Consider the following 16,650-nt stretch of genomic DNA (forward strand, 5'->3'; position numbering starts at 1 on the left):
TTTGGAGGCTCACCATGGAGCACTGGAAACGCACGATCGAACGGGCCAATCGCTGCTTTATGGCGGGCGAGCTGGTAGATGCCCGCGAGGCCTACCTGCAAGCCCTGGCCCTGGCTCAAGTGTTGTTTGAGCGCTGGGCGGATGCCGACGAAGCGGTGGCGGCTTGCGTCATTTCCCATCACAACCTGGCGGACCTGCACCTGCGCCTGAACCAGCCGGAAGAAAGCGCGGAATACCTCTGCGCCATCCACCAGCACCTGTTGCAGACCATGCAGGACACCCGCCTGAACCCGCTATTGCGGGAAGCGGCCCTGCGCCAGAGCAGCAAGACCTACGTCGAACTGCTGAATTTTATCAGCGATCACGGTGAGTACCCGCGTACCCACCGCCTGCTGGGCAGCAACGTGGCGCCATCGGATGCGTCGACCCGCAACAGCCCTTTTTATGGAGCTCATTGATATGTCCTACACCTTGCCGGCCCTGCCTTACGCCTACGATGCCCTTGAACCGCATATCGACGCGCAAACCATGGAGATCCACTACACCAAGCACCACCAGACCTACATCAACAACCTCAACGCGGCTGTCGAAGGCACCGAGTTTGCCGGTTGGCCGGTGGAGAAGCTGGTGTCCAGCGTGCAGCAATTGCCGGAAAAACTCCGGGCGGCGGTGATCAACCAGGGTGGCGGTCACGCCAACCATTCGTTGTTCTGGGCCGTTATGTCGCCCAAGGGCGGCGGCAAGCCAGACGGCGCGCTGGGCAAAGCCATCGACGAGCAGTTGGGTGGTTTCGACGCCTTCAAAGAGGCGTTCACCAAAGCCGCCTTGACCCGTTTCGGCAGTGGCTGGGCGTGGTTGAGCGTTACCCCGCAAAAGACCCTGGTGGTGGAAAGCAGCGGCAACCAGGACAGCCCGCTGATGAACGGCAATACGCCGATCCTCGGCCTGGATGTTTGGGAGCACGCTTACTACCTGCTGTACCAGAACCGTCGTCCGGAATACATCAACGCGTTCTACAGCGTCATCAACTGGCCGGAAGTTGCCGGCCGCTACCAGGCTGCGCTGGGCTGAAACTCCTCTATAACAAGATCTAAGGCCGACTATGGGCACTGAAACACTGGCGATCAGCAGCGTGCGAATGTTTCGTTATGCGTTTGGCTCGCTGCTGCTATTGGCAGGAACTGCATTGCTGGTGGCCCAAGGGCTGGCCTGGCTTGACCTGGAACCGCGCATCCTGCGCGCCTTGCAGGGTGGTGCCATTTGCGCGCTTGGCACCGCTTTGGGTGCCGTTCCGGTATTGGTGATTCGCCGGATGCCGTTGGCGGTGAGTGACACGCTGCTCGGCTTCGGTGCCGGGGTGATGCTGGCGGCGACTGCGTTTTCGCTGATCGTGCCGGGTATTGCGGCGGCTGAGAGCTTGGGACTGTCGCCCTGGGCCGCCAGCGGCTTGATCAGTTTCGGCATCATGCTGGGCGCCTTCGGGCTGTATCTGGTAGACCGCAAGGTCTCCGGCGCCAGCCCGGAAATGCTGGTGGGCAGCCCGGGGCATCCGGTGATACCGCCGCGCATCTGGCTGTTTGTGTTCGCCATCATTGCCCACAACATTCCCGAAGGCATGGCGGTGGGTGTCTCGGCGGGCGGCGGCATGCCTGATGCCGACAGCCTGGCCATGGGCATTGCCTTGCAGGATGTGCCGGAGGGATTGGTGATTGCATTGGTACTGGCCGGGGCAGGGATGTCGCGGGTCAAGGCGTTCTTGATTGGCGCGGCGTCAGGCCTGGTGGAACCGGTATTTGCCGTGCTGTGTGCCTGGCTGGTGAGCCTGGCGCAGGTGTTGTTGCCGTTGGGGTTGGCGCTGGCGGCCGGGGCGATGCTGTTGGTGGTGACTCACGAAGTCATTCCCGAGTCGCGGCGCAATGGCCATGACAAGCTCGCCAGCCTTGGGCTATGTATTGGGTTTTGTTTGATGATGGTGATGGATACAGCGTTGGGGTGAAGCCGCTCTCGGCTTCACTTTGTCACAGGAAGGCGGGTTTACTCGCCTTCGTCGAAGTAGTCATTGATCAACTTCACCAGCGCATCCATCGCTTCCTGCTCTTGCTCGCCTTCTGTCTTCAAATGAATCTTCGTGCCCTTGCCCGCGGCCAGCATCATCATGGCCATGATGCTTTTGCCGTCGACCATGGACTCCGGGGTGCGCCCGGCGCGGATCTGGCAAGGGAACTGCCCGGCGACGCCGACGAACTTGGCCGAGGCGCGGGCGTGCAGGCCCAGCTTGTTGATGATTTCAATTTCCAGAGCGGGCATCGCGGGGGTGTTCCTTTCAGCTGAGGTCGCGGTGGCGAACCTGGACGTTCTTGAGGGTTTGTTGCAGCACCTTGCCCAGGCGTTCGGTCAGGTAGACGGAACGGTGATGGCCGCCGGTGCAGCCAATGGCGATGGTGACATAAGCCCGGTTGCTGGCCGCAAAGCGCGGCAGCCATTTGAGCAGGTAGCTGGAGATGTCCTGGAACATCTCCTCCACATCCGGTTGCGCCGCCAGGTACTCGGCCACCGGCTGGTCCAGCCCGGACTGGTCACGCAGTTCCGGCTTCCAGTACGGGTTGGGCAGGCAGCGCACATCGAACACCAGGTCGGCATCCACCGGCATGCCACGCTTGAAGCCGAACGACTCGACAAGGAACGCCGTGCCCGGCTCCGGCTGATTCAGCAGGCGCAGTTTGATCGCATCGCGCAGTTGATACAGGTTCAGGCTGGTGGTGTTGATCTTGAGGTCGGCCAGGTCAATGATCGGCCCCAGCAGTTTGGTCTCGTCTTCGATGGCTTCGGCCAGCGAGCGATGCGGGCTGCTCAGCGGGTGGCGTCGACGGGTTTCGGAGAAGCGCTTGAGCAGGGTTTCTTCGTCGGCGTCCAGGTACAGCACATCGCAGTGGATATGCTTGGCCCGCACTTCTTCGAGCAGCTCAGGGAAGCGTGTGAGGTGGCTGGGCAGGTTGCGTGCGTCAATCGAGACGGCGACCAGCGGTTGCGCCAGCTCGGTATGAATCAGTGCGCGTTCCGCCAGTTCCGGCAGCAGGCCGGCGGGCAGGTTGTCGATGCAATAGAAGCCGTTGTCCTCAAGAACATTGAGGGCGGTGCTTTTACCTGAGCCGGAACGGCCGCTGACGATGATCAAACGCATGATTACTGCCCGTTTTGTTCATCCAGGACAACCTGGTAGAGCGCCTCATTGCTGGGGGCGCTGCGCAGTTTGTCGCGTACTTCTTTGCGGTCGAGCATGCTGGCGATCTGCCGAAGCAGTTCCAGGTGCGCATCGGTGGCGGCTTGCGGGACCAGCAGTACAAACAGCAGGTCTACCGGCGCGCCGTCGATGGCGTCGAAATCGATGGGGGCGTCCAGGTGCAGCAGGGCGCTGACCGGAGACTCACAGCCTTGCAGGCGGCAGTGAGGAATGGCGATGCCGTTGCCAAAGCCGGTCGAGCCGAGCTTTTCACGGGCGATCAAAGCCTCGTACACAGCTTGCGTATCCAGATCGGGCACTTCGCGGCCGATCAGGTTGGCAATTTGTTCGAGGGCACGCTTTTTACTGCCTCCCGGCACGTTCACGAGGGAGCGGCCGGGGGTCAGGATGGTTTCAAGTCGAATCATGGGTGGGGAGTGTTAGCGGCCAGTGCCTTGAAGAAGGCTCTGCTGCTTTTCCTTATGCTTTTTGATTTGGCGATCCAGCTTGTCGGTAAGGTCGTCAATGGCAGCATACATATCTGAATGCTCGGCATTGGCGACTACTTCCCCGCCGGGTATACGCAAGGTGGCTTCGATTTTCTGCTTCAGCTTTTCGACAGTCATGATGACTTGCACGTTGGTGATCTTGTCGAAATGCCCCTCAATTCGTTTGAGTTTTTCGCCGATATAGGCGCGCAGCGGTTCGGTCACTTCCAGTTGGTGTCCACTGATGTTGACTTGCATACAGCTTCTCCTTCGTTGCCAGTGCATAAAGCGGCAGGCCGGGGTGCCTGCCACTGGAACGCTATGGCCCGCCCGTCACATCAAACGTTTACGCTCGCTGGAAGGCGCGATCCCAAGGGACTCGCGGTACTTGGCGACGGTTCGACGGGCGACCTGAATGCCTTGTGCCTCCAGTAAACCAGCGATCTTGCTGTCACTCAACGGCTTTTTCTGATTTTCCGCGGCAACCAGTTTTTTGATGATCGCGCGGATCGCCGTGGACGAGCATTCGCCGCCTTCGGAGGTGCTGACATGGCTGGAGAAAAAGTATTTCAGCTCATAAATGCCCCGTGGGGTATGCATGAATTTTTGCGTGGTCACCCGGGAAATCGTTGATTCGTGCATGCCCACCGCCTCGGCGATGTCATGCAGTACCAGCGGCTTCATCGCTTCATCGCCGTATTCCAGGAACCCGCGCTGGTGCTCGACGATCTGGGTGGCGACTTTCATCAGGGTTTCGTTGCGGCTTTGCAGGCTCTTGATGAACCAGCGGGCTTCCTGCAACTGGTTACGCATAAAGGTGTTGTCGGCGCTGGTGTCGGCGCGGCGCACAAAACCTGCGTATTGCGGGTTGACCCGCAGGCGCGGCACCGATTCCTGGTTCAACTCCACCAGCCAGCGCTCGTTGTCCTTGCGCACGATGACATCGGGCACCACGTATTCGGCTTCGCTGGATTCAATCTGCGAACCAGGACGCGGGTTGAGGCTTTGCACCAGCTCGATGATCTGGCGCAGGTCATCTTCCTTGAGCTTCATGCGGCGCATCAGTTGGCTGTAGTCGCGGCTGCCCAACAGGTCGATGTAGTCGGTGACCAGGCGCTGCGCTTCAGCCAGCCAAGGCGTCTTGGCGGGCAATTGGCGCAGTTGCAGCAGCAGGCACTCGCTCAGGGTGCGAGCGCCGATGCCGGCTGGCTCGAATTGCTGGATGCGGTGCAGGACGGCTTCGATTTCGTCCAGTTCGATGTCCAGCTCCGGGTCGAAGGCCTCGAGGATCTCCTCAAGGGTCTCGTCCAGGTAGCCCTGATTGTTGATGCAGTCGATCAGGGTCACGGCGATCAGGCGATCGGTGTCGGACATCGGTGCCAGGTTCAGTTGCCAGAGCAAATGGCTCTGCAGGCTCTCGCCGGCGGAGGTGCGGGTGGTGAAATCCCACTCGTCATCATCATTGCTGGGCAGGCTACTGGCGCTGGTCTGGTAGACGTCTTCCCAGGCAGTGTCGACGGGAAGCTCGTTGGGAATGCGTTCGTTCCATTCACCTTCCTCAAGGTTGTCCACCGTGGGGGCGGTTTCCTGATAGGAGGGTTCCTGTACGTCGGGATTGGGTTTTTGCTCGATGTTATCGGCCAGCGGGTCTGCATTATCGAAGTCGTCGCCTTCTTCCTGGCGTTCGAGCATCGGATTGGACTCCAGGGCCTCCTGGATTTCCTGTTGCAGGTCCAGGGTCGACAATTGGAGCAGGCGGATGGCCTGTTGCAGCTGCGGTGTCATCGTCAGCTGCTGGCCCATTCTCAGGACTAGCGATGGTTTCATGGCAGGGGCTTAACACCTTATTCGCCGGCGCAATGCGCCATCCACGACAGGGCGCGTGAGCGCCAAACATAAGCAAATTATATGCCTGATATCGGGGGCTTTGCCTAGAGCGCGGTAACAATAAAAATACTGAGGTTTTTATTGACTCCAGCGCTCCATGGCGAATGGCCTGATACCACCGTGTTTACAGGCGGAACTCGTGACCCAGATACACTTCCTTGACCAGCTCGTTGGCCAGGATGGTCGCGGAGTCGCCTTCGGCAATCAGTTGTCCATCGTTGACGATATACGCGGTTTCGCAGATATCGAGGGTCTCACGGACGTTGTGGTCGGTGATCAACACACCGATGCCCTTGGCCTTGAGGTGATGGATGATCTGCTTGATGTCGCCGACCGAGATCGGGTCGACACCGGCGAAAGGTTCGTCCAGCAGGATGAACTTCGGCGCAGTGGCCAGGGCGCGGGCGATTTCCACACGACGACGCTCGCCGCCGGACAGGCTCATGCCGAGGTTGTCGCGAATGTGGTTGATGTGGAATTCCTGAAGCAGGCTTTCCAGCTCTTGCTTGCGCCCGGCGCGGTCGAGTTCCTTGCGGGTCTCGAGGATCGCCATGATGTTGTCGGAAACCGACAGTTTGCGGAAGATCGACGCTTCTTGGGGAAGATAGCCGATACCCGCCTGTGCACGACCGTGCATGGGCTGGTGGCTGACGTCCAGGTCGTCGATCAGGACGCGGCCCTGATCGGCCTGTACCAGGCCGACGATCATGTAGAAGCAGGTGGTCTTGCCGGCACCGTTGGGGCCGAGCAAGCCGACGATCTGGCCGCTGTCGATCGACAGGCTGACGTCGCGCACGACCTGACGGCTTTTATAGGCCTTGGCCAGATGCTGGGCTTTCAGGGTTGCCATTAATTCGCCTTCTTCGCGTCGGGTTTCGGCGCCGGCTGGGCTGCGCCCGGTTTCTGCTTCGGCTGGATAACCATGTCGATACGCGGCTTCGGCGTGCTGATTTTCGAGCCGGTGGCGCGACCAGCCTGGGCAATCTGCTTCACCGTGTCGTAGACGATTTTTTCGCCGTCGGTGGTGTTGCCGTCATTGATGACGCGGGCCTGATCGATCAGCACGATACGATTTTGCTGGGCGTGGTACTGGATCGTCTTGCCGTAGCCTTTGACCGGGGTAGGGTCGCCAACTTTTTGCAGTTGTTCGAAATACGCCAGGTTGCCGACCGAGGTAACCACGTCGATATCGCCCGCCGGGGTACGAGTCAGTGTCACGGTGTTACCCGTCACTTTCATCGAGCCTTGGGTGATGATCACGCTACCGGTGTAGGTCGCGATACCTTGCTTGTCATCCAGCTGCGCGTCGTCAGCCTGAATGTGGATCGGTTGCTGGCTATCGTTCGGCAGAGCCCAGGCGCTCACGCTTCCCAGTGCTGCGCCCAGGCCGAGCAAAATAGGGAGGGTTTTAACGAGCCTCATACTGTCCTCTTACGTTCGATAGCAGGTGTATCCTGCTTTCTTTCAAATACGCTTTCATTCCCTTGCCAGTCGATACACCGCCAGCGCCGTCGATTCTAACGTTTTGCTCGGTCTGCGCATATTGCTTCTGTGGGAATACGGTCATGCGACTGCTGGTAATAATGGTGTCGCGGTTCTTGGCGTCGGTGCGCGCAACGCGCACGGAGTCGATCAGTTCCACTTGGGTGCCGTCCGGGTTGACCTCGCCACGCTCACTGGTGACGTGCCACGGGAATTCGGCGCCGCGGTACAGGTTCATGTCCGGCTTGGTCAGCAACGTGACCTCGGACGCCTTCAAGTGCTCGACCTTGTCCGACGTCATTTCATACTGAACCTTGCCATCGGGCAGGTACTGGATGCTGTGGGCGTTGATGGCGTAATAGTCGATAGCGCTCTCGTCAACCTGTGCAACAGGCTTGTCGAGGAAGCGCTCCGGGCTGATATTCCAGTAGCCGACCGCGAGAAATACGGCGGCGATGACTGCGAATATCAGGAAATTGCGAATCTTTTTACTCAGCATAAAACGCTCTATAGGTAGGCGGCGTGAGCCGCTTCAAGGCTGCCTTGGGCGCGCAGAATCAACTCGCAGAACTCGCGTGCGGCGCCTTCGCCGCCACGGGCGGTGGTTACGCCATGGGCGTGTTCGCGAACGAACGCCGCCGCATTGGCCACGGCCATACCCAGGCCGACCCGGCGAATCACCGGCAGGTCGGGTAAATCGTCACCGAGGTAGGCAACCTGCTCATAGCTTAGGTTGAGTTGGCCAAGAAGCTCGTCCAGAACCACCAGTTTATCCTCGCGGCCCTGATACAGGTGAGGAATCCCCAGGTTTTGTGCGCGGCGTTCCACAACAGGCGTCTTGCGACCGCTGATGATGCCGGTTTGCACGCCCGCCGCCATCAGCATCTTGATGCCCTGGCCGTCGAGGGTGTTGAAGGTCTTGAATTCGCTGCCGTCTTCCAGGAAATACAGGCGGCCATCCGTCAGCACGCCGTCGACGTCGAAAATCGCCAGCTTGATGTTCTTGCCCCGTTGCAACAGGTCGGTGGTCATTTACATCACTCCTGCACGCAGCAAGTCGTGCATGTTCAGGGCGCCAACCGGGCGGTCGTCGCCATCGACCACCACCAGCGCCAGGATTTTATGGTCTTCCATGATCTTCAGCGCTTCGGCCGCGAGCATGTCAGGGCGGGCGGTCTTGCCGTGAGGCGTCATGACTTCGTCGATGGTCGCGGTCTGGATGTCGAGGTTGCGGTCCAGGGTGCGGCGCAGGTCACCGTCGGTGAATACCCCGGCCAGGCGCCCGTCATCTTCCAGGATCACGGTCATGCCCAGGCGCTTGAGGGTCATTTCCATCAAGGCATCTTTAAGCAGGGTGCCGCGCGCCACTTGTGGCAACTCGTCGCCGGCGTGCATTACGTTTTCCACTTTCAGCAGCAGGCGACGGCCCAGGGCGCCGCCCGGATGGGAAAACGCGAAGTCTTCGGCGGTAAACCCGCGGGCTTCCAGCAATGCCACGGCCAGCGCATCGCCCATGACCAGGGCCGCAGTGGTGGAGGAAGTCGGCGCCAGGTTCAGCGGGCAGGCCTCGTGGGCAACGTGCACGTTCAAATTCACTTCAGCGGCTTTTGCCAGCGTCGAGTCCGGGTTGCCGGTCACGCTGATCAACTGGATGCCCAGGCGCTTGATCAGTGGCAGCAGGGTCACGATTTCGTTGGTGGTGCCGGAGTTGGACAGCGCCAGGATGATGTCATCCCGGGTGATCATGCCCATGTCACCGTGGCTGGCTTCGGCTGGATGCACGAAGAACGCGGTGGTGCCGGTGCTTGCCAGGGTGGCGGCGATCTTGTTGCCGACATGCCCGGATTTGCCCATGCCGACCACGACAACGCGGCCCTTGCTGGCCAGAATCATCTCGCATGCGCGTACGAAATCCGCGTCGATATGGGCCAGCAAACCTTCTACGGCTTCAAGCTCGAGGCGGATGGTGCGTTGTGCGGATTGAATAAGGTCGCTGGATTGGCTCATGTCTGAAATCGTATAGCCTGACGAAAAGTCGGCGATTATAGCTGTAATGATCAATTCCCTCACGCAAGTTCGTCAGGCTTTGTACATTCGGCCTGTGGTTGAGATTGAACCTCAGCAAGGTTTTTTTAGCTGTCCTGTTTCTGAACAAGCTCTGTTCCGGCCTTGGGGGCGCTGTACCAGCAGTGATATAGTTCGCCGCCAGTTCGGTCCGCACAGTCTTTGTGTCTCTTCGGCGCAAGCATTTGTCGAAAACAAGGTGTCTGAGTGAAAGGCTGCATCCCAAGGAGTTTAGATGAGTGCCGATAACGCCTACGCGGTCGAGCTGAAGGGCCTTTCCTTCAAGCGCGGTACGCGCAGCATCTTCAATAATGTGGATATTCGCATTCCCCGCGGCAAAGTCACGGGCATCATGGGGCCTTCCGGCTGCGGCAAGACGACCCTGCTGCGCCTGATGGGCATGCAGTTGCGCCCCTCCGCCGGTGAAGTCTGGGTCAATGGCCAGAACCTGCCGACCCTCTCGCGCAGCGACCTGTTCGATGCCCGAAAGCACATGGGCGTGCTGTTCCAGAGCGGTGCGCTGTTTACCGACCTCGACGTTTTCGAAAACGTGGCGTTTCCGCTGCGGGTGCATACCCAGCTGTCCGATGAAATGATTCGTGACATTGTGTTGCTGAAATTGCAGGCCGTAGGACTGCGCGGCGCCATCGACCTGATGCCCGACGAGCTGTCCGGTGGCATGAAGCGTCGGGTGGCCCTGGCGCGTGCCATCGCCCTCGACCCGCAAATCCTCATGTACGACGAACCTTTTGTTGGCCAGGACCCGATTGCCATGGGCGTTCTGGTGCGGCTGATCCGCCTGCTCAATGATGCGCTGGGTATCACCAGTATCGTGGTCTCCCACGACCTGGCCGAGACCGCGAGCATCGCCGACTACCTCTATGTAGTGGGCGATGGCCAGGTGCTGGGGCAGGGCACGCCTGAAGAGCTGATGAACGCAGATAACCCGCGCATTCGCCAATTCATGACCGGCGATCCCGATGGCCCGGTGCCTTTTCACTTTCCGGCAGCGGACTACCGCTCAGATCTTCTGGGGAAGCGCTGATGCGCAAGACATCTTTACTCGAAAAGGTTCGCCTTTTCGGCCGCTCCGGCATCGACATTATCGGTGTGCTGGGCCGTTCGACGATTTTCCTGTTTCATGCCTTGCTCGGCCGTGGCGGTATTGGCGGCGGTTTTGGCCTGCTGATCAAGCAACTGCACTCCGTGGGCGTGATGTCCCTGGTGATTATCGTGGTTTCCGGGATGTTCATCGGCATGGTGCTGGCGTTGCAGGGTTTTAATATCCTGTCCAGCTACGGTTCCGAGCAGGCCGTGGGGCAGATGGTTGCCCTGACGCTGTTGCGTGAGTTGGGCCCTGTGGTCACGGCGCTGCTGTTTGCCGGGCGTGCGGGTTCGGCGCTGACTGCCGAAATCGGCAACATGAAATCCACCGAGCAACTCTCCAGCCTGGAAATGATCGGTGTCGATCCGCTCAAGTACATTGTTGCCCCGCGCCTGTGGGCCGGCTTCATCTCCCTGCCACTGCTGGCGATGGTGTTCAGCGTGGTCGGGATTTGGGGTGGGTCATGGGTGGCGGTTGACTGGCTGGGCGTCTACGACGGCTCCTACTGGGGCAACATGCAAAACAGCGTGACCTTCAGCGGTGACGTGCTCAATGGCATCATTAAAAGCATCGTTTTCGCCTTTGTAGTGACCTGGATCGCCGTATTCCAAGGCTACGACTGTGAGCCCACCTCAGAGGGGATCAGTCGCGCCACCACCAAGACCGTTGTGTACGCCTCGCTGGCGGTACTGGGCCTTGACTTCATTTTGACCGCCTTGATGTTTGGAGATTTCTGATGCAAAACCGCACTGTGGAAATCGGTGTCGGCCTTTTCTTGCTGGCTGGCATCCTGGCTTTACTGTTGCTCGCCCTGCGAGTCAGCGGCCTATCGGCCAGCCCCACCGCCGATACTTATAAACTTTACGCCTACTTCGATAATATCGCCGGTTTGACTGTCAGAGCTAAAGTGACCATGGCGGGTGTAACCATCGGCAAGGTCACGGCGATCGATCTGGACCACGACAGCTTCACCGGCCGGGTGACGATGCAGTTGAACAAGAAGGTAGATAACCTGCCGACTGACTCCACCGCGTCTATCCTCACCGCTGGTTTGCTGGGTGAGAAGTACATCGGTATCAGCGTTGGCGGGGAAACAGCCCTGCTCAAGGATGGTTCGACCATTCATGACACACAGTCGTCGTTGGTGCTGGAGGACTTGATCGGTAAATTCCTGCTCAATACCGTCAATAAAGACGCCAAATGAGGAATGTGTTCATGATCTCTACTTTGCGACGTGGCCTGTGGGTACTGCTTGCGGCATTGCCGTTGATGGCTAACGCCGCTACCGGCGGTTCCGCACATGACCTGGTGCAGGACACCACCACCAAGATGTTGGCTGACCTGAGTGCCAACAAGGAAAAGTACAAGCAGGACCCGAGCGACTTCTATGAGGCGCTCAACACCATCGTCGGCCCCGTAGTCGATGCCGAGGGTATTTCCAAAAGCATCATGACGGTCAAGTACTCGCGCAAGGCTACCCCTGCGCAGATGCAGACGTTTCAGGAAAACTTTAAAAAGGGTCTGTTCCAGTTCTACGGTAACGCCCTGCTTGAGTACAACAACCAAGGTATTACTGTCGCCCCGGCCGGGGATGAGTCGGGTGATCGCACCAGCGTCAACATGAGCGTCAAGGGCAATAATGGCGCGGTGTACCCTGTGCAGTACACGCTGGAGAAGGTCAACGGCGAGTGGAAGCTGCGTAACGTGATCATCAACGGTATCAACGTTGGCAAGCTGTTCCGTGACCAGTTTGCGGACGCCATGCAGCGCAATGGCAACGACCTGGACAAAACCATCAACGGTTGGGCCGGTGAAGTGGCCAAGGCCAAGGAAGAAACCGACAAAGCTGCCGGGAAACCTGCCCAATGACCGAGTCGGCTATCCGTCTCGGCGAGGCCGGCGAATTGCTGATCAGCGGCGTGCTGGATTACAGCACCGGGCCGGCCCTGCGCAAGCAGGGCCAGGCGCTGATCAATGCCAGTACCTCTCCTGCGCTGGTGCTGGATTGCTCCGCGGTGGTGAAGTCCAGCAGTGTCGGCTTGTCGTTGCTGCTGTGTTTCATACGTGATGCGCAGGCCGTCAAAAAGCCGGTAAGCATCCGTGCATTACCCGAAGACATGCGTGAAATCGCTGAAGTTTCCGGTCTGACCGAGCTGTTGGCGCATCCTTAATACACATTATTAAAGAAGCCCCCCGTCAGAGTCCTGCTATGCGGGGTTCGCAGGCGCGGGGCTTTTTTGTATGATGTGCGACCCGCGCGCACTGGGCGCCCATAGAGGTTGATCATGCAGGCCCTAGAAGTTAAAAGCTTCCTTGAAGGAAAGCTGCCCCAAACTAATGTTGAAGTTGAGGGCGAAGGCTGCAATTTCCAGCTGAACGTGATTAGCGATGAACTGGCGGCATTGAGCCCGGTCAAGCGTCAACAGCAGATCTATGCCCATTTGAACCCGTGGATCACCGATGGCAGCATCCATGCGGTCACTATGAAATTTTTCAGCCGCGCGGCCTGGGCCGAGCGCACCTGAGCCCCCAAGGCGTCGAGATTCTTATGGATAAATTGATTATTACCGGCGGTGCTCGTCTTGATGGCGAGATCCGTATTTCCGGGGCGAAGAACTCCGCCCTGCCGATCCTGGCTGCTACCTTGCTGTGCGATGGCCCGGTTACCGTAGCCAACCTGCCGCACCTGCACGACATCACCACCATGATCGAGCTGTTCGGTCGCATGGGCATTGAGCCGGTGATCGACGAGAAGCTCAGCGTCGAAATCGACCCACGCACCATCAAGACCCTGATCGCGCCGTACGAGCTGGTGAAAACCATGCGTGCCTCGATCCTGGTACTGGGCCCTATGGTTGCCCGTTTCGGCGAAGCCGAAGTCGCACTGCCTGGCGGTTGCGCCATCGGTTCGCGTCCGGTGGACCTGCACATCCGTGGCCTCGAAGCCATGGGCGCAACCATCGACGTCGAAGGCGGCTACATCAAGGCCAAGGCGCCGGAAGGCGGCCTGCGTGGCGCGAGCTTCTTCTTTGATACCGTCAGCGTGACCGGTACCGAGAACATCATGATGGCCGCTGCCCTGGCCAACGGCCGCAGCGTGCTGCAAAACGCCGCGCGCGAGCCGGAAGTAGTCGACCTGGCTAACTTCCTGATCGCCATGGGTGCCAATATTACTGGCGCCGGCACCGACACCATCACCATCGAAGGTGTGAAGCGCCTGCACTCAGCCACCTACAAGGTGATGCCGGACCGCATCGAGACCGGTACCTACCTGGTGGCTGCTGCCGTGACCGGCGGGCGCGTCAAGGTCAAGGACACCGATCCGACCATCCTTGAATCCGTCCTGGAAAAACTCAAGGAAGCTGGCGCTGAAATCACCACCGGTGAAGACTGGATCGAGCTGAACATGCACGGCAAGCGGCCAAAAGCCGTCAACCTGCGTACCGCTCCGTACCCGGCGTTCCCGACCGACATGCAAGCGCAGTTCATTTCCCTGAACGCGATTGCCGAAGGCACCGGTGCCGTGATCGAGACCATCTTCGAAAACCGCTTCATGCACGTGTATGAACTGCACCGCATGGGCGCCAAGATCCAGGTCGAAGGCAACACTGCCATCGTGACCGGTATCGAGAAGCTCAAGGGCGCGCCAGTGATGGCTACCGACCTGCGTGCCTCGGCCAGCCTGGTGATCTCGGCGCTGTGCGCTGAAGGTGACACCCTGATCGACCGCATCTACCACATCGACCGTGGTTACGAGTGCATCGAAGAGAAGCTGCAGATGCTCGGCGCAAAAATCCGCCGCGTACCGGGCTAGTTCCAGGAACTGCAAACACGGTCATTGTGGCGAGGGAGCTTGCTCCCGCTGGACTACGCAGCAGTCCCAGTCTTTTTAAACAAAGATCAGGGCCGCTTCGCGCCCCAGCGGGAGCAAGCTCCCTCGCCACAGGACGATGTATGCTGTTAGCTGATTTGTTTCAAATCGAGGCTGTAATGGCCTCGATCTGCGTCTGGCGCCGATTGCGACCGGACAGCAATAGCCTGATGAAGGACTGACGTTTCCCATGTTGACCATCGCACTGTCCAAGGGCCGCATCCTTGACGACACTTTGCCGCTTCTGGCTGAAGCGGGCATCGTGCCGACCGAGAATCCGGACAAGAGCCGCAAGCTGATCATCCCCACGACCCAGGACGACGTTCGCCTGCTGATCGTGCGTGCCACCGACGTGCCAACCTACGTTGAGCATGGCGCGGCCGACCTTGGCGTCGCGGGTAAAGACGTGTTGATGGAATACGGTGGCCAGGGCCTGTACGAGCCGCTGGACCTGCGTATCGCCCTGTGCAAGCTGATGACCGCTGGCCGCGTTGGTGACGTCGAGCCTAAAGGCCGCCTGCGGGTGGCGACCAAGTTCGTCAACGTTGCCAAGCGTTACTACGCCGAGCAAGGCCGCCAGGTCGACATCATCAAGCTCTACGGCTCGATGGAACTGGCTCCGCTGATCGGCCTGGCCGACAAGATCATCGACGTGGTCGACACCGGCAACACCCTGCGCGCCAACGGCCTGGAGCCCCAGGACTTTATCGCCGACATCAGCTCCCGGCTGATCGTCAACAAAGCTTCGATGAAAATGCAGCACGCCCGTATCCAGGCGTTGATCGACACCCTGCGCAAGGCAGTGGAGTCTCGACACCGCGGTTGACTCACCTGCGCGGCCTTAGGTCGCGCCCGTCTATCCGCCTCATAGCCAGAATTCTCAGGTGCCCAAGCGGAAACGACTGCTGGGAAGGTGCGCTGACGTTCAATAACGAATCGCGCCTTACCCCAAAAGGCAACTTATGTTAGTAGAAGATTCTTTTTTCAATAATTAGCGACGCGTAGCAGCCTGCCTTTTGAGGTAAGGCCCTGCGGGTTGGCACTGTGATCGCGCCATGCTGCGTTGCGGGACTTGGCAAGGAAACAACCCTTACCAGCGTCCCGCGCCTTGCCTGGCACAACCACAGCCCAACGCGCTTCGTTATTGAACGTCAGCGCACCTTCGGGCGCCTGAGTTTTTGCCAATTCTATTGAGGCCCTCGCTATGACCACGTCCACTGCAATTGCCCGACTCAACGCTGCCGACCCGGATTTCGCCCATCATCTGGATCATCTGCTGAGCTGGGAAAGCGTGTCCGACGATTCGGTCAACCAGCGGGTGCTCGAGATCATCAAGGCCGTGCGCGAGCGCGGTGACGCGGCGCTGGTGGATTTCACCCGGCAGTTCGATGGCCTGGACGTCGCCTCCATGGCTGACCTGATCCTGCCCCGCGAACGCCTGGAACTGGCCCTGACCCGCATCACCGCGCCCCAGCGTGAAGCCCTGGAAGTGGCGGCCACGCGGGTGCGCAGCTACCACGAAAAACAAAAGCAGGATTCCTGGAGCTACACGGAGGCCGACGGCACTGTATTGGGCCAGAAGGTCACTCCGCTGGATCGCGCCGGCCTGTACGTGCCGGGCGGTAAAGCGTCGTACCCGTCCTCGGTACTGATGAATGCCATTCCAGCCAAGGTCGCCGGTGTGACCGAAGTGGTCATGGTGGTGCCGACCCCGCGCGGCGAAATCAACGAGCTGGTACTGGCCGCGGCCTGCATCGCGGGCGTTGATCGCGTGTTCACCATCGGCGGCGCCCAGGCGGTCGCGGCCCTGGCCTATGGCACCGAAAGCGTGCCGAAGGTCGACAAGGTGGTGGGCCCGGGCAATATCTATGTGGCCACTGCCAAGCGCCACGTGTTTGGCCAGGTTGGCATCGACATGATCGCCGGTCCTTCGGAAATCCTCGTGGTGTGTGACGGCCAGACCGACCCGGACTGGATCGCCATGGACCTGTTCTCCCAGGCCGAGCATGACGAAGACGCCCAGGCGATCCTGGTCAGCCCGGACGCCGAATTCCTGGACAAGGTGGCTGCGAGCATCGCCAAACTGCTGCCGACCATGGAGCGTGCCGAGATCATCGAGAAGTCGATCAATGGCCGTGGCGCCCTGATCCAGGTGCGCGACATGGAACAGGCCATCGAAGTGGCCAACCGTATCGCGCCGGAGCACCTGGAGTTGTCCGTGGCCGACCCACAAGCCTGGCTGCCGCTGATTCGTCACGCCGGCGCGATCTTCATGGGCCGCCACACCAGCGAAGCCCTGGGCGACTACTGCGCAGGTCCCAACCACGTGCTGCCGACGTCGGGCACCGCGCGGTTCTCCTCGCCATTGGGTGTGTATGACTTCCAGAAGCGTTCGTCGATCATCTTCTGCTCGCCCCAGGGCGCGTCGGAGCTGGGCAAGACCGCTTCCGTGCTGGCCCGTGGCGAGTCGCTGACCGCTCACGCCCGTAGCGCCGAATACCGCATCGTTGACGATAAGCAGGGGAACTGAAAC

At 59.7% G+C, this 16,650-nt stretch carries 22 protein-coding genes; 12 read left to right on the forward strand and 10 right to left on the reverse strand.

Annotated features, from left to right (window positions below; translation table 11 throughout):
* The first annotated feature begins 14 nt into the window (after positions 1 to 14).
* From CEC48_RS04945 to CEC48_RS04955, 3 genes are read left to right on the forward strand one after another with little or no spacing between them, the layout of a single operon-like run.
* Entirely contained in the window at positions 15 to 458 is a 444-nt protein-coding gene (locus CEC48_RS04945) for a hypothetical protein (protein WP_088422731.1), read from the forward strand.
* Position 459: 1 nt separating this feature from the next.
* Complete coding sequence (locus tag CEC48_RS04950) at positions 460 to 1,071, forward strand: superoxide dismutase (RefSeq protein WP_076014428.1); 612 nt, start codon at positions 460 to 462, stop codon at positions 1,069 to 1,071.
* Positions 1,072 to 1,102: 31 nt separating this feature from the next.
* Entirely contained in the window at positions 1,103 to 1,996 is an 894-nt protein-coding gene (locus tag CEC48_RS04955) for a ZIP family metal transporter (RefSeq protein WP_088422732.1), read from the forward strand.
* 38 nt (positions 1,997 to 2,034) lie between these two features.
* On the opposite strand, the gene CEC48_RS04960 is transcribed toward CEC48_RS04955, so the two are convergent.
* The 10 genes from CEC48_RS04960 to CEC48_RS05005 all read right to left on the reverse strand — a co-directional run bounded on the left by CEC48_RS04960 (position 2,035) and on the right by CEC48_RS05005 (position 9,084).
* A complete protein-coding gene (locus CEC48_RS04960; protein WP_088422733.1) occupies positions 2,035 to 2,307 on the reverse strand; it encodes an HPr family phosphocarrier protein in 273 nt (90 codons plus the stop codon).
* A 16-nt stretch (positions 2,308 to 2,323) separates the two neighbouring features.
* Complete coding sequence (rapZ, locus tag CEC48_RS04965; protein WP_088422734.1) at positions 2,324 to 3,181, reverse strand: RNase adapter RapZ; 858 nt, start codon at positions 3,179 to 3,181, stop codon at positions 2,324 to 2,326.
* Positions 3,182 to 3,183: 2 nt separating this feature from the next.
* Entirely contained in the window at positions 3,184 to 3,648 is a 465-nt protein-coding gene (gene ptsN, locus CEC48_RS04970) for a PTS IIA-like nitrogen regulatory protein PtsN (protein WP_088422735.1), read from the reverse strand.
* A gap of 12 nt (positions 3,649 to 3,660) precedes the next feature.
* Positions 3,661 to 3,966 carry a ribosome hibernation-promoting factor, HPF/YfiA family gene (gene hpf / locus CEC48_RS04975; RefSeq protein ID WP_010170586.1) on the reverse strand — a complete coding sequence of 102 codons (306 nt, stop codon included), beginning with the start codon at positions 3,964 to 3,966 and terminating at the stop codon, positions 3,661 to 3,663.
* A gap of 75 nt (positions 3,967 to 4,041) precedes the next feature.
* A complete protein-coding gene (locus CEC48_RS04980) occupies positions 4,042 to 5,535 on the reverse strand; it encodes an RNA polymerase factor sigma-54 (protein WP_026078000.1) in 1,494 nt (497 codons plus the stop codon).
* Positions 5,536 to 5,719: 184 nt separating this feature from the next.
* Positions 5,720 to 6,445, reverse strand: coding sequence for an LPS export ABC transporter ATP-binding protein (gene lptB / locus CEC48_RS04985; RefSeq protein ID WP_088422736.1), 726 nt, complete (start codon positions 6,443 to 6,445; stop codon positions 5,720 to 5,722).
* Positions 6,445 to 7,017, reverse strand: a complete 573-nt coding sequence (lptA, locus tag CEC48_RS04990; protein WP_023659193.1) for a lipopolysaccharide transport periplasmic protein LptA — start codon at positions 7,015 to 7,017, stop codon at positions 6,445 to 6,447. Before lptA ends, lptB begins: the two co-directional genes overlap by 1 nt.
* Positions 7,004 to 7,576, reverse strand: coding sequence for an LPS export ABC transporter periplasmic protein LptC (gene lptC / locus CEC48_RS04995; protein ID WP_088422737.1), 573 nt, complete (start codon positions 7,574 to 7,576; stop codon positions 7,004 to 7,006). The genes lptA and lptC overlap by 14 nt, the downstream gene beginning before the upstream one ends.
* 8 nt (positions 7,577 to 7,584) lie before the next feature.
* Entirely contained in the window at positions 7,585 to 8,109 is a 525-nt protein-coding gene (locus CEC48_RS05000; RefSeq protein WP_010170579.1) for an HAD family hydrolase, read from the reverse strand.
* Entirely contained in the window at positions 8,110 to 9,084 is a 975-nt protein-coding gene (locus tag CEC48_RS05005; RefSeq protein ID WP_088422738.1) for a KpsF/GutQ family sugar-phosphate isomerase, read from the reverse strand. It lies immediately after the preceding gene.
* A 292-nt stretch (positions 9,085 to 9,376) separates the two neighbouring features.
* Here CEC48_RS05005 and CEC48_RS05010 point away from each other — a divergent pair, with 292 nt between their 5' ends.
* The 9 genes from CEC48_RS05010 to hisD all read left to right on the forward strand — a co-directional run bounded on the left by CEC48_RS05010 (position 9,377) and on the right by hisD (position 16,647).
* Complete coding sequence (locus CEC48_RS05010; protein ID WP_003216128.1) at positions 9,377 to 10,186, forward strand: ATP-binding cassette domain-containing protein; 810 nt, start codon at positions 9,377 to 9,379, stop codon at positions 10,184 to 10,186.
* A complete protein-coding gene (mlaE, locus tag CEC48_RS05015) occupies positions 10,186 to 10,983 on the forward strand; it encodes a lipid asymmetry maintenance ABC transporter permease subunit MlaE (RefSeq protein ID WP_088422739.1) in 798 nt (265 codons plus the stop codon). Before CEC48_RS05010 ends, mlaE begins: the two co-directional genes overlap by 1 nt.
* Positions 10,983 to 11,450, forward strand: coding sequence for an outer membrane lipid asymmetry maintenance protein MlaD (gene mlaD, locus CEC48_RS05020; RefSeq protein WP_088422740.1), 468 nt, complete (start codon positions 10,983 to 10,985; stop codon positions 11,448 to 11,450). The genes mlaE and mlaD overlap by 1 nt, the downstream gene beginning before the upstream one ends.
* A gap of 11 nt (positions 11,451 to 11,461) precedes the next feature.
* On the forward strand, positions 11,462 to 12,115 hold the full coding sequence (locus CEC48_RS05025) for a phospholipid-binding protein MlaC (protein WP_088422741.1): 654 nt from the start codon (positions 11,462 to 11,464) through the stop codon (positions 12,113 to 12,115).
* Positions 12,112 to 12,417: a lipid asymmetry maintenance protein MlaB gene (locus CEC48_RS05030; protein ID WP_088422742.1), complete on the forward strand. Its 306-nt coding sequence runs from the start codon at positions 12,112 to 12,114 to the stop codon at positions 12,415 to 12,417. Before CEC48_RS05025 ends, CEC48_RS05030 begins: the two co-directional genes overlap by 4 nt.
* A 114-nt stretch (positions 12,418 to 12,531) precedes the next feature.
* Complete coding sequence (locus CEC48_RS05035) at positions 12,532 to 12,771, forward strand: BolA family protein (protein ID WP_010170570.1); 240 nt, start codon at positions 12,532 to 12,534, stop codon at positions 12,769 to 12,771.
* Between the two features lie 23 nt (positions 12,772 to 12,794).
* Entirely contained in the window at positions 12,795 to 14,060 is a 1,266-nt protein-coding gene (gene murA, locus CEC48_RS05040) for a UDP-N-acetylglucosamine 1-carboxyvinyltransferase (RefSeq protein ID WP_088422743.1), read from the forward strand.
* A gap of 247 nt (positions 14,061 to 14,307) precedes the next feature.
* A complete protein-coding gene (gene hisG, locus CEC48_RS05045; protein ID WP_003188599.1) occupies positions 14,308 to 14,943 on the forward strand; it encodes an ATP phosphoribosyltransferase in 636 nt (211 codons plus the stop codon).
* A gap of 378 nt (positions 14,944 to 15,321) precedes the next feature.
* On the forward strand, positions 15,322 to 16,647 hold the full coding sequence (gene hisD / locus CEC48_RS05050; RefSeq protein ID WP_088422744.1) for a histidinol dehydrogenase: 1,326 nt from the start codon (positions 15,322 to 15,324) through the stop codon (positions 16,645 to 16,647).
* The last annotated feature ends 3 nt before the right edge of the window (positions 16,648 to 16,650 follow it).

The sequence above is a fragment of the Pseudomonas sp. K2I15 genome (genome assembly GCF_002204795.1).
Taxonomy (GTDB): domain Bacteria; phylum Pseudomonadota; class Gammaproteobacteria; order Pseudomonadales; family Pseudomonadaceae; genus Aquipseudomonas.

What these genes read in the sequence shown, in the direction of transcription:
- CEC48_RS04945 (WP_088422731.1), top strand. Translation starts at nt 15, where the DNA reads ATGGAGCACTGGAAACGCACGATCGAACGGGCCAATCGCTGCTTTATG.
- CEC48_RS04950 (WP_076014428.1), top strand. Translation starts at nt 460, where the DNA reads ATGTCCTACACCTTGCCGGCCCTGCCTTACGCCTACGATGCCCTTGAA.
- CEC48_RS04955 (WP_088422732.1), top strand. Translation starts at nt 1,103, where the DNA reads ATGGGCACTGAAACACTGGCGATCAGCAGCGTGCGAATGTTTCGTTAT.
- CEC48_RS04960 (WP_088422733.1), bottom strand. Translation starts at nt 2,307, where the DNA reads ATGCCCGCTCTGGAAATTGAAATCATCAACAAGCTGGGCCTGCACGCC.
- rapZ (WP_088422734.1), bottom strand. Translation starts at nt 3,181, where the DNA reads ATGCGTTTGATCATCGTCAGCGGCCGTTCCGGCTCAGGTAAAAGCACC.
- ptsN (WP_088422735.1), bottom strand. Translation starts at nt 3,648, where the DNA reads ATGATTCGACTTGAAACCATCCTGACCCCCGGCCGCTCCCTCGTGAAC.
- hpf (WP_010170586.1), bottom strand. Translation starts at nt 3,966, where the DNA reads ATGCAAGTCAACATCAGTGGACACCAACTGGAAGTGACCGAACCGCTG.
- CEC48_RS04980 (WP_026078000.1), bottom strand. Translation starts at nt 5,535, where the DNA reads ATGAAACCATCGCTAGTCCTGAGAATGGGCCAGCAGCTGACGATGACA.
- lptB (WP_088422736.1), bottom strand. Translation starts at nt 6,445, where the DNA reads ATGGCAACCCTGAAAGCCCAGCATCTGGCCAAGGCCTATAAAAGCCGT.
- lptA (WP_023659193.1), bottom strand. Translation starts at nt 7,017, where the DNA reads ATGAGGCTCGTTAAAACCCTCCCTATTTTGCTCGGCCTGGGCGCAGCA.
- lptC (WP_088422737.1), bottom strand. Translation starts at nt 7,576, where the DNA reads ATGCTGAGTAAAAAGATTCGCAATTTCCTGATATTCGCAGTCATCGCC.
- CEC48_RS05000 (WP_010170579.1), bottom strand. Translation starts at nt 8,109, where the DNA reads ATGACCACCGACCTGTTGCAACGGGGCAAGAACATCAAGCTGGCGATT.
- CEC48_RS05005 (WP_088422738.1), bottom strand. Translation starts at nt 9,084, where the DNA reads ATGAGCCAATCCAGCGACCTTATTCAATCCGCACAACGCACCATCCGC.
- CEC48_RS05010 (WP_003216128.1), top strand. Translation starts at nt 9,377, where the DNA reads ATGAGTGCCGATAACGCCTACGCGGTCGAGCTGAAGGGCCTTTCCTTC.
- mlaE (WP_088422739.1), top strand. Translation starts at nt 10,186, where the DNA reads ATGCGCAAGACATCTTTACTCGAAAAGGTTCGCCTTTTCGGCCGCTCC.
- mlaD (WP_088422740.1), top strand. Translation starts at nt 10,983, where the DNA reads ATGCAAAACCGCACTGTGGAAATCGGTGTCGGCCTTTTCTTGCTGGCT.
- CEC48_RS05025 (WP_088422741.1), top strand. Translation starts at nt 11,462, where the DNA reads ATGATCTCTACTTTGCGACGTGGCCTGTGGGTACTGCTTGCGGCATTG.
- CEC48_RS05030 (WP_088422742.1), top strand. Translation starts at nt 12,112, where the DNA reads ATGACCGAGTCGGCTATCCGTCTCGGCGAGGCCGGCGAATTGCTGATC.
- CEC48_RS05035 (WP_010170570.1), top strand. Translation starts at nt 12,532, where the DNA reads ATGCAGGCCCTAGAAGTTAAAAGCTTCCTTGAAGGAAAGCTGCCCCAA.
- murA (WP_088422743.1), top strand. Translation starts at nt 12,795, where the DNA reads ATGGATAAATTGATTATTACCGGCGGTGCTCGTCTTGATGGCGAGATC.
- hisG (WP_003188599.1), top strand. Translation starts at nt 14,308, where the DNA reads ATGTTGACCATCGCACTGTCCAAGGGCCGCATCCTTGACGACACTTTG.
- hisD (WP_088422744.1), top strand. Translation starts at nt 15,322, where the DNA reads ATGACCACGTCCACTGCAATTGCCCGACTCAACGCTGCCGACCCGGAT.